This window comes from Streptomyces sp. NPDC127106 (assembly GCF_042677605.1).
Lineage (GTDB): Bacteria > Actinomycetota > Actinomycetes > Streptomycetales > Streptomycetaceae > Streptomyces.
Window position 1 is genome coordinate 89,015 of sequence record NZ_JBHXTC010000007.1, and the last position, 9,586, is coordinate 98,600.

At 71.4% G+C, this 9,586-nt stretch carries 8 protein-coding genes and 1 tRNA gene; 3 read left to right on the forward strand and 6 right to left on the reverse strand.

Going from position 1 to position 9,586, the window contains the following annotated elements:
* Positions 1-60: 60 nt before the first annotated feature.
* Together ACFVGY_RS09805 and ACFVGY_RS09810 are read right to left on the reverse strand one after the other, a co-directional pair.
* Positions 61-134, reverse strand: a tRNA-Met gene (locus ACFVGY_RS09805).
* 47 nt (positions 135-181) lie between these two features.
* Positions 182-3,055 (reverse strand): UPF0182 family protein, encoded by a 2,874-nt coding sequence (locus ACFVGY_RS09810; protein ID WP_385673990.1) that lies wholly within the window; start codon positions 3,053-3,055, stop codon positions 182-184.
* Between the two features lie 135 nt (positions 3,056-3,190).
* Between ACFVGY_RS09810 and ACFVGY_RS09815 the strand changes: the two genes are divergently transcribed.
* Positions 3,191-3,760, forward strand: a complete 570-nt coding sequence (locus tag ACFVGY_RS09815) for a PPA1309 family protein (protein WP_385673640.1) — start codon at positions 3,191-3,193, stop codon at positions 3,758-3,760.
* A gap of 35 nt (positions 3,761-3,795) precedes the next feature.
* Here ACFVGY_RS09815 and ACFVGY_RS09820 read toward each other — a convergent pair whose 3' ends face one another.
* The 4 genes from ACFVGY_RS09820 to ACFVGY_RS09835 all read right to left on the reverse strand — a co-directional run bounded on the left by ACFVGY_RS09820 (position 3,796) and on the right by ACFVGY_RS09835 (position 7,297).
* A complete protein-coding gene (locus ACFVGY_RS09820; RefSeq protein ID WP_385673643.1) occupies positions 3,796-4,884 on the reverse strand; it encodes a PDZ domain-containing protein in 1,089 nt (362 codons plus the stop codon).
* Between the two features lie 102 nt (positions 4,885-4,986).
* Positions 4,987-5,184, reverse strand: a complete 198-nt coding sequence (locus ACFVGY_RS09825; protein WP_385673646.1) for a hypothetical protein — start codon at positions 5,182-5,184, stop codon at positions 4,987-4,989.
* A 275-nt stretch (positions 5,185-5,459) separates the two neighbouring features.
* Positions 5,460-5,921 carry a molybdenum cofactor biosynthesis protein MoaE gene (locus tag ACFVGY_RS09830; protein WP_385673649.1) on the reverse strand — a complete coding sequence of 154 codons (462 nt, stop codon included), beginning with the start codon at positions 5,919-5,921 and terminating at the stop codon, positions 5,460-5,462.
* A gap of 206 nt (positions 5,922-6,127) precedes the next feature.
* A complete protein-coding gene (locus ACFVGY_RS09835) occupies positions 6,128-7,297 on the reverse strand; it encodes an SDR family oxidoreductase (RefSeq protein WP_385673651.1) in 1,170 nt (389 codons plus the stop codon).
* 193 nt (positions 7,298-7,490) lie between these two features.
* Here ACFVGY_RS09835 and ACFVGY_RS09840 point away from each other — a divergent pair, with 193 nt between their 5' ends.
* Both ACFVGY_RS09840 and ACFVGY_RS09845 read left to right on the forward strand, forming a co-directional pair.
* Positions 7,491-8,936, forward strand: a complete 1,446-nt coding sequence (locus tag ACFVGY_RS09840) for a zinc-dependent metalloprotease (RefSeq protein ID WP_385673654.1) — start codon at positions 7,491-7,493, stop codon at positions 8,934-8,936.
* Entirely contained in the window at positions 8,933-9,469 is a 537-nt protein-coding gene (locus ACFVGY_RS09845) for an NUDIX hydrolase (protein WP_385673657.1), read from the forward strand. The genes ACFVGY_RS09840 and ACFVGY_RS09845 overlap by 4 nt, the downstream gene beginning before the upstream one ends.
* Positions 9,470-9,586: the final 117 nt, after the last annotated feature.

Genomic DNA, 9,586 nt, shown 5'->3' on the forward strand with positions numbered 1-9,586 from the left:
GTGTGCACTGCCGGGAAGCTCCCCCGCCCGGACCCCTCGTCGGGGGCCCTTCGTTTTCAGTAGCGGGGACAGGATTTGAACCTGCGACCTCTGGGTTATGAGCCCAGCGAGCTACCGAGCTGCTCCACCCCGCGTCGGTGAGACCACAGTATCACGACGCGGGACCGAGCCATTACCGCTTTCAGCCCGCCGGCTTCGGGGCCGACTGCTTCGCCTCCGCGTCGATCGCCCGCTTCAGCGCCGCCTGGAGGTCGCTCTGCGCCTTGCCGTAGGCCGCCCAGTCGCCGGCCTTCATCGCCTTGTCGGCTTCCTCGATGGCCTTCTGCGCGTCCGCGAGGGCCGCCTTGACCGTCGGGTTCTGGGCGGTCGGCGGCGTGACGGTCCCCTCACCCGGCGGCGGGTTCACGGGCGTCGTCGGCGCCTCGGCCCCGAAGACCACGTTCAGCGCCTTGTCCAGGGTGTCCTCGAAGGCGGTCTGGCCGCCGTAGGTCACCAGCACCTTGCGCAGCAGCGGGTACTTCAGGCCTGAACTGCGCACGTACACCGGCTCCACGTACAGCATCCCGCCCTCGAGCGGCACTGCGAGCAGGTTGCCGTACTCGACCTCGGAGTCGCCGCCGCGCAGCAGCCGGATCGACTCGGCGATCTTCGGCTCCGACTGGAACTTGCTCTGCACCTGCTTCGGGCCGTCGACCGGCTTGCTGGTCGGCAGCTTCAGGATGCGGATCTTGCCGTAGTCAGGGGTACCCGGGTCGGCGTTGACCGCCATGAAGGCGCTGAGGTTGTCCCGCTCGTTCGGCGTGAACGTCGTCGTGAGCGAGAAGACCTGGTCCTTCTCCGTCTGGCCCGGCATCTTCATCGACAGGTAGTACGGCGGAACCGCCGTACCGGCCTTGGTGGTCGGGTCGTCCGGGACGGCCCAGGCCTCACTGCCGCTGAGGAAGGTCTGCGGGTCGGTGACGTGGTAGCGGGTCAGCAGCTCGCGCTGGACCTTGAACAGGTCCTGCGGGTAGCGCAGGTGGTCCATGAGCGGCTTGGAGATCTCGCTCTTGGCCTTGACCGTGCCGGGGAACGCCTTCATCCAGGTCTTCAGGACCGGGTCCTCGGCGTCCCACTGGTACAGGGTGACCGTGCCGTCGTAGGCGTCGACGGTGGCCTTGACCGAGTTGCGGATGTAGTTGACCTGGTTCTCCTGCGCGACCACCGCGCGCTGGCTGTTGGTCAGCGAGTCGGCGGTGCTCTGGCCCAGCGTGGTGCGCGAGGCGTACGGGTAGCCGTTGGTCGTCGTGTACGCGTCGACGATCCACTTGATCCGGCCGTCGATGACCGCCGGGTACGGGGCGCCGTCGATGGTCAGCCACGGGGCGACGGCCTCGACGCGCTCCTTGGGCGTGCGGTTGTAGAGGATCCGCGAGCCCTCGCCGATGGCGCCCGAGTACAGGATCTGAGGCTCGCTGAAGGCCAGCGCGTACGCGGCCCGGTTCACCGGGTTGTCGAGGTTGACGCCGGAGTCGCCCTGGTAGCTGGTCTCCTTCTCGCCCTTGTCGTCCGAGTAGTCGAGCTCCTTCTGCGGGCCGCCGACGATCGAGTACTGCGTCGTCCGCTCGCCGTAGTAGATCCGCTGCTCGAAGCCCGTGCCGAACATCCCCTTGGAGGGGAGGTCGGACTGGGTGAAGTCGGGGGCGCCCTGGTCGTCGACGGTGGTGCCCTTGGCCGCGACCACGCCGTAGCCGTGCGTGTACTTGAAGTGGTCGTTGATCCAGTTGTTCTTCGGGATGCCGCCGATGTTCAGCTCGCGCAGGCCGATGACGGTGTCCTGGCCGCTGTACCGGTCCACGGCCAGCGTGGACGGGAAGGCGTAGTAGCCCTTGACCTGCTGGAGCTGCTGGAAGGCCGGGGAGACGATGTTCGGGTCGAGGATGCGGATGCTGGCGGTGGTGCCGGCCGCCTGCCGCAGCTTGGCCTTGTCATCGGTCTGCGGCACGCCCGGGTAGTCCTTCACCTCGGACTGGTCGATCCCGTAGGCGTCCCGGGTGGCCTTGATGTTCTTCTCGACGTACGGCGCTTCCTTGGCCTGCTCGTTGGGCTGGACCTGGAACTTCTGCACGATCGCCGGGTACAGCCCGCCGATCAGGATCGCCGAGAGCACCATCAGGCCGAAGCCGATCACCGGCAGCTGCCAGGTGCGGCGCCACAGCGTCGCGAAGAAGAGCGCGGCGCAGATCGCGGCGATGGCGACGAGGATCGTCTTGGCGGGCAGGTACGCGTTCGCGTCGACGTACCGCAGGCCGGTCCAGTTGTCGGCGGCCTTGAAGTCGCTGGACTTCACGGCCAGGCCGTAGCGGTCGAGCCAGTACGCGACGGCCTTCAGCGTGACGAAGAGGCCGAGCAGCACCGACAGGTGTCCGGTGGCCGCGGCCGTGGCCCGGGCGCCCGGGCTCGTCACGCGCAGGCCGCCGTACAGGTAGTGGACGACGACGGCGGCGATCACCGACAGGATGACGGCGGCGAAGCCGAAGCCCAGCAGGAAGCGGTACCAGGGCAGGTCGAACGTGTAGAAGGACACGTCCAGGTGGAACTGCGGGTCCTTGCTGCCGAAGGGCACCCCGTTCACGTACATCAGCCAGGTCTTCCACTGGCTGGCCGCCGAGGCGCCCGCGATCATGCCGACGAGCGCGGAGACGCCCAGCAGCAACCACTTCTTGTACGGGGCGATGCTCATCCGGTAGCGGTCGAGGCTCTGCTGCTCCAGCGACATCGCGCTGAGCGGCGGCCGCAGCCGGTACGCCAGCCAGACGTTCAGCCCGACCGCGCCCGCCATGAGCAGACCGAAGACGGCGAACAGGCCGACCCTCGTCCACAGGGTGGTGGTGAAGACGGTGGAGTACTTCACGGAGCGGAACCAGAGCCAGTCCGTCCAGAAGCCCGCGAACATGACGAAGGCCATGCCCAGGACGGCCAGCACGCCCAAGGTCATCAGGAGAGTGCGGGAGCGCCGGGAGGGGCGGCCGACTCTCATCCGTGGCCCCGTGGGGCCTGAGCCGCGGTCCGGCATCTGGAAAGCCAAGGTGCGCACCTCGAAAGCTGAGTCTGGTTACGTTTCACAAGCTGGGCCCCCGATCGTAGGGCCCACCCTAGAAACTTACTGAGGCTTTGCTCAGTTCCCGTCGGGGGGTGGAAACGAGGCAGGATGTTGTCCATGTCCAATGTTTCGCCTTCCCCCGGCACTCCCATGGCGGCCGGCCCGCTCACCCGCGCCTGCCTCGAGATCGACGAGTACGCGGCCGGCCTCGGCTGGGACCAGCCGGCCCGGCTCTTCGCGCTGGTCGACACCGCCCGCCTGCGCCGGCAGGAGCCCCGCCTCGCGCACCAGCTCGGCGTCGACACCGACGACGCCGGCCGGTCCTCCCTGACGCCGATCGAGCAGGACCAGCTGCCCGCCGGAACCGCCCTCGACAAGTTCCTGGGCACCGTCGCCTGGCCCGACGCGGTCGTCGGCTGCGCCCTGACCGTGGAGCGGCTGATGCTGCCGCCGTCCGCGGAGGCCTCCGTACCGGAGGGGCTCAGCGACAAGCAGCTCGCGAAGTGGGTCGCCGGGCACCCGGAGCGCCAGGAGGTGCGTCTGACGGTGGCCGTGCTGCGCGACGGCTCGCGCGAGTCGGCGGTCCGGCTGCGCGAGAAGGACTCCGCCACCGAGGTCCTCACCGGCGCGAGCCTGGTGCCCGGCCTCGCCGAGGCGCTCGCCGCGACGTTCGAGTAGGACCCGGCGGGGCTGCGGCGGGGGCGGGCCGGCCGTCAGGGCTTGCCGCACAGCGGCAGCCCGGCCGTGTCCCCCTTGCCGATCTTCTCGAGCGCCTGCCGGGCGTCGCCGATGGTGCCGACCTTGATCAGGGTCAGGCCGTCGGGGACGTTCTTGACGGCCGAGGCGCAGTTCTCGGCGGGGGTCAGGAAGTACTCGGCGCCGGCCTTGCGGGCGCCGATGGTCTTCATCTGGATGCCGCCGATCGGGCCGACCTTGCCGGTGTCGTCGATGGTTCCGGTGCCCGCGACGAACTTCCCGCCGGTCAGGTTGCCCGGGGTGAGCTTGTCGACGATGCCGAGCGCGAACATCAGGCCGGCGCTCGGGCCGCCGACGTCGGCGAGCTTGATGTCGATGGGGAACGGGAAGGTGTGGGCGGTGCCGGCCCGGATGCCGACGATGGCGTGGCCGTCGCCCTCCGCCTTGGCCGAGGTGATCGTGACCTTGGTCGCGCCGGCGGGCTCGCGGTGCGCCTTGTGGGCTTCGGCCGCCTCGGCGGCGGGCACGATCGTGAACTCGACCGGCTCGCCGGCCTTGTGCTTGGTGACCAGCTTCGCGACGTCCCCGGGGGCACCGACGGGGCTGCCGTCGACGGCCCGGACCACATCGCCCGCGTGCAGCTTGCCCTCGGAGGGGCTGCCCTTGACCACGGACGCGACCACGACGCGGGTGGGGACGTCGACGCCCAGCTGCTTCAGGGCCGCCACCTTGGCGCTCTCCTGGGACTGGCTGAACTCTTCGGCGTTCTCCTGCGTCGACTGCTCCTCCGTCTTCCCGTCGGGGTAGAGGGTCTCGTGCGGGACGACGATGTTGTCCCGGGACAGCCAGCCGTAGACCGCTTCGAGCAGGTTCATGTCGTAGTCCGCGCCCGTGACGCGGACGGTCGTCATGTTGAGGTGCCCGGTGGTCGGGTAGGTCTGCTTCTCGCCGATGCTGATGACGGGTTCACCGCGGTTGTCGCCGAGCGTGTTCCAGGTCGGGCCCGGGCTCATCTCCGAGTACGGAACCTTGATGAAGACCCCCGCGCAGAGCAGCCCGAACAGCATGAGGGTGGCGGCGAGCATCGTCGCGGTGCGGCGTGGCATGGGATCGACAGTACGGGACGGGCCTGGAGGACGGCCGCCGGGGCCGGTCCGCCGGGGTCGTGGGCCCGGGTCGGGGGAGGTTCCGCGGGACGCCGGTGAGCGTCAGACCGGGTCGGAACCGGAGTGTGCCGCCGCTGTCGCCCTGCTCGGGTCGGCCTTGTCCATCGCCTCGCGGAAACGTGCGTACCCGGCGAGCTCGGATATGTCGCCTTGGGTGCGGTCGCGGGCCGCCCAGCTGCCCCATATCGCCGCTCCGACGGCGGCGCACAGCGGAATCAGCAACCACGCCAGTGACGCCATGGACGTGCCTCCCAGCCCCGTGGAAAAAGGTGCGTGTCGTTGTGGCTTCAACGCTCCTGCCCGTGGGGGGGTTACGCAAATCGAGGGCGTGTTGCGCGGCCGAACGGGTGGGAGATTACTCCCCCGCACCGACACCGCCGCGGCCGGGGGTGGGGGCTGCTGGCGAGTGACTGTGCAAGGGCGCGCTCTGGCCGGCAGGCATGAGTGTCCGGGCTGCGGGACGTGTGCGCCCTGGAAGGGAACGGCGGTCTCCGCATCGCTCGGTCTAGGAACGGTCAGCAGGCGCCGACCCACTCCTCGGTGCCGTCCGAGAACGTCTGGTGCTTCCAGATCGGCACCTCGTGCTTCAGGTCGTCGATCAGCATCCGGCAGGCCTCGAAGGCCTCGCCGCGGTGCGGGCAGGACACGGCCACGACCACCGCGAGGTCGCCGACGGCCAGGTCGCCGACGCGGTGCACGGCCGCCAGGGCCCGTACCGGGTACTTCTCCACCACGCGCTCGGCTATGCGGCGCATCTCCGCCTCGGCCGTCGGGTGGCAGGAGTAGCCCAGCGAGTCGACGTCCGCCCCGCCGTCGTGGTTGCGCACCGTGCCGACGAAGAGCGTCGTGCCTCCCGTCGCGTCGTCGCCGACGGCCTGGAAGACCTCGTCGATCGAGAGCGGGGTCTCGCGGATCGCGAGCAGCCGGATCGGGTCCGGAGCGGCCTGCTCGCCGGGGTGGTCGAAGTGCGGAGCCATGCAGCCATCGTGCACCACCGCTCTCACATCGCGGTATAGCCGATTCGACCGGCTGTACGGGGCAGGAGTATGGAGCCTCCTACAGGACCCGCAGCTCCGGGTGCCGTGCCGGGGAGGCAGACGGAACCGCCGCCGGACGGGACCCGCCGGCGGGGCGTGCGGGGTCGGGTCGGCGGGGCCGGATCCGCGGGGCGCGGCCGCCGCGGTCAGATCCCGCGCCGCCTGCGGGCCCGGCGGACCACCGCGGCGGCGCCCAGCAGCGCGACCGTCGCACCCGCGGCGCCGGCGGCGGTGGCATCCTTGCGGCCCAGCCGGCGGCCCGCGACCGTGTGCCGGCCCGAGACCTCCTGGAGCAGCTCGGCCAGCACCTCCTCGTTGGTCCAGCGCGGCCGCCAGCCCGCCGCGTGCAGTCCGCTGACGCTGACCACCCACGGGTACATGGTGTACGCGAGGTCGCCCGCCGGGGACGGGGTCAGGCCGATCCGGTGCAGCCGGGCGGCCGCGCCCAGGGCCACCGCCGAGGGGAGCTCCATGCGGCGGATGCCGCTCAGCTCCTCGACCTCCTCCTGCTCCAGCCAGCCCTCGCAGCCCACCGCCAGCTCGCCCTCGACCTTCTCCAGGGCGGCGTACTCCAGCGCGCTGACCAGGTCCTCGACGTGGCAGAACTGCCAGGTCGGGCGGGATCCGGCGACCACGAGCAGGCGCGGGGACTCGAAGTAGCGGGTCAGGGCCGTGTCCGTACCGCCGACGAGCACGGCCGGGCGGACCACGGTGACGTTCAGCCCCGGGTGCGCGCGCGGCGCGCGGCGGCCCAGCCGCTCGATCTCCAGCAGGTCGCCGACGCCCGTGGCCTCGGCGGTGGCCCGCAGCTCGGAGTCCTCCGACAGCGGGATGTCGTTGTCCGGCAGGGCCCCGTACACCATCGCGGAGGTGCACAGCACGACCCGGCGCACCCCGGCCGCGGCGGCGGCCGTCAGGACGGTCTGGGTCCCCCGTACGTTGTACGCCGTCCGGGCCGCGGGGTCGGTCTCCAGGTCGAGGTCCAGCGCCAGGTGGACCACCACGTCCGCGCCGCGCAGCTTCTCGGCGATGGCGGGGTCCCGTACGTCCAGGACGTGCCACTGGGCGGTGGCGCAGTCCCCGCGCCGCTCGTCGATCGCGACGACCTGCTTGACCTCGTCCGATGCGGCGAGGCGCTGCACCAGCGCCGCGCCGACCCCCGATGCGGCGCCGGTCACGGCGATCACGGGGCTGGGCCGGCGCACGGCCGCCTGGTTACGCGGCTGGCGAACGTCGTCAACGTGCTCGGGGCGGTCCTCGTCGTCGTGCGGCGCGCGACCGTGCTTATCCGAAAACTGCGGATCCGGGGAACTCACCAGGCGTCTCCAGCGGTTGTCTTCAGTAGGGACGCGCCGTGACGCGTACCCACCAGGTGATGTCCATCCTGCCGCAGCCCAGGAGTCGGCGGAGCATCGAGCCCGGAACCGGGTCCGGTGTCTACGCTGGTTGGTGTTGTGGGACCACTTGCCCGCCGGCACCCGCCGGCGGCCCTACGAGCCGAGGAAACCCGTGAGCGACACCCCATTCGGATTCGGCCTTCCGCCGGAGGAGCCGGAGAGCGGCGACGAGGGCAAGAAGAAGGGCAACCAGGGCGGGCAGGGCGGCCCGAATCCGTTCGGGTTCGGCGGTTTCGGCCTGCCCGGCGGCGCCGGCGGCCAGGGCGGCGCGGACAACCCGTTCGCCGCGATGTTCGGCTCCGTGAACCCCGCCGACCTCGGCGCGGCCTTCCAGCAGCTCGGCCAGATGCTCAGCTACGAGGGCGGTCCCGTGAACTGGGACATGGCCAAGGACGTCGCGCGCCGGACGGTGTCCCAGGGCACGCCGGACGGCGTGAAGGACACCAGCGTCGGCATCGCCGAGAAGTCCGCGGTGGAGGAGGCCATGCGGCTGGCCGACCACTGGCTGGACGACGTCACCTCGCTGCCCTCGGGTGCCACCACCGCCGTGGCGTGGAGCCGCGCCGAGTGGGTCGAGGCGACCCTGCCGGTGTGGAAGGAGCTCGTCGACCCGGTCGCCGAGCGGGTCGGCGCGGCCATGGGCGGCGTGCTGCCCGAAGAGATGCAGGCCATGGCGGGCCCGCTGCTCGGCATGATGCGCTCGATGGGCGGGGCCATGTTCGGCCAGCAGATCGGCCAGGCCGTGGGCGTGCTCGCCGGCGAGGTCGTCGGCTCCACCGACATCGGGCTGCCGCTGGGCCCGGCCGGCAAGGCGGCGCTGCTGCCGCTGAACATCGAGGGCCTCGGCAAGGACCTCAGCGTCCCGTCGGAGGAGGTGCGGCTGTACCTGGCCCTGCGCGAGGCGGCCCACGCCCGGCTCTTCGCGCACGTGCCGTGGCTGCGCTCGCACCTGTTCGGCGCCGTCGAGGGCTACGCCCGCGGGATCAAGGTCGACACCTCGAAGCTGGAGGACGTGGTCGGCCAGATCGACCCGACCAACCCGGAGCAGCTCCAGGAGGCCCTGCAGGGCGGCATGTTCCAGCCGCAGGACACCCCCGAGCAGAAGGCGGCCCTGGCCCGGCTGGAGACGGCGCTCGCGCTGGTCGAGGGCTGGGTGGACGCCGTGGTGCACGAGGCGGCCAAGCCCCGGCTGACCTCGGCGGACGCCATGCGCGAGACCATGCGCCGGCGGCGTGCCTCGGGCGGCCCGGCGGAGCAGACCTTCGCGACCCTGATCGGGCTGGAGCTGCGCCCGCGCCGGCTGCGGGACGCGTCCCGGCTGTGGGCCTCGCTGACCGACGCGCGCGGCGTGGAAGGCCGCGACGGGCTGTGGGCGCACCCGGACATGCTGCCGACGGCCTCCGACCTCGACGACCCGGACGGCTTCGTCCACCGCGAGCAGCTCGACTTCTCCGAGATCGACAAGATGCTCGGCGAGGCGGCGGAGCGGCGCGAGCAGGGCGAGCAGGGCGACCAGGGCGGGCAGACCGACGACGACAAGGGCGAAGGGAAGCAGTGAGCCTCCACGAAGACGCGGTGCTCGTCCTGAAGGGGTACGAGGGCCGGGACGAAGAGCAGCGCGCCCTGAGGGACGTGTACCTGGAGCACCTCGCGGCGTATCCGGAGGGGGTCTACAAGCCCTGCCGGGCGGGGCACGTCACCGGCAGCGCGCTCGTGGTCGACCCGGAGCGCGGCCGCGTGCTGCTGACGCTGCACAAGAAGCTCGGCATGTGGTTGCAGATGGGTGGCCACTGCGAGCCCGGGGACGCCACGCTCGAAGCGGCCGCGCTGCGCGAGGCTGTCGAGGAGTCCGGCATCGGCTCCGGGCTGGCGCTGCTGCCCGGCGGCCCGCTGCGGCTCGACCGGCACCCGATCCCGGCGCCGTGCAATTGGCACCTGGACGTGCAGTACGCGGCGCTGGCCCCGGCGGATGCGGTGGCGGAGATCAGCGAGGAGTCGCTGGACGTGCGCTGGTTCCCGTACGAGGAGGTGCCGGCGGTGGCCGACACCTCGGTCGTACGGCTGGTGGAGGCGGCGCGGGCGCGGCTGTGACGCCCGTACGGACGGCATGAAGGCATGAGAAGGGGGCGGCTCCCCGGGCCGAGATGCATGCACCCTGGGGAAGCCCTTCACGCTGCTCGAAGGCGAGCACCACGGGCAGGAGCGGTG

What these genes read in the sequence shown, in the direction of transcription:
- ACFVGY_RS09810 (WP_385673990.1), bottom strand. Translation starts at nt 3,055, where the DNA reads ATGCCGGACCGCGGCTCAGGCCCCACGGGGCCACGGATGAGAGTCGGC.
- ACFVGY_RS09815 (WP_385673640.1), top strand. Translation starts at nt 3,191, where the DNA reads ATGTTGTCCATGTCCAATGTTTCGCCTTCCCCCGGCACTCCCATGGCG.
- ACFVGY_RS09820 (WP_385673643.1), bottom strand. Translation starts at nt 4,884, where the DNA reads ATGCCACGCCGCACCGCGACGATGCTCGCCGCCACCCTCATGCTGTTC.
- ACFVGY_RS09825 (WP_385673646.1), bottom strand. Translation starts at nt 5,184, where the DNA reads ATGGCGTCACTGGCGTGGTTGCTGATTCCGCTGTGCGCCGCCGTCGGA.
- ACFVGY_RS09830 (WP_385673649.1), bottom strand. Translation starts at nt 5,921, where the DNA reads ATGGCTCCGCACTTCGACCACCCCGGCGAGCAGGCCGCTCCGGACCCG.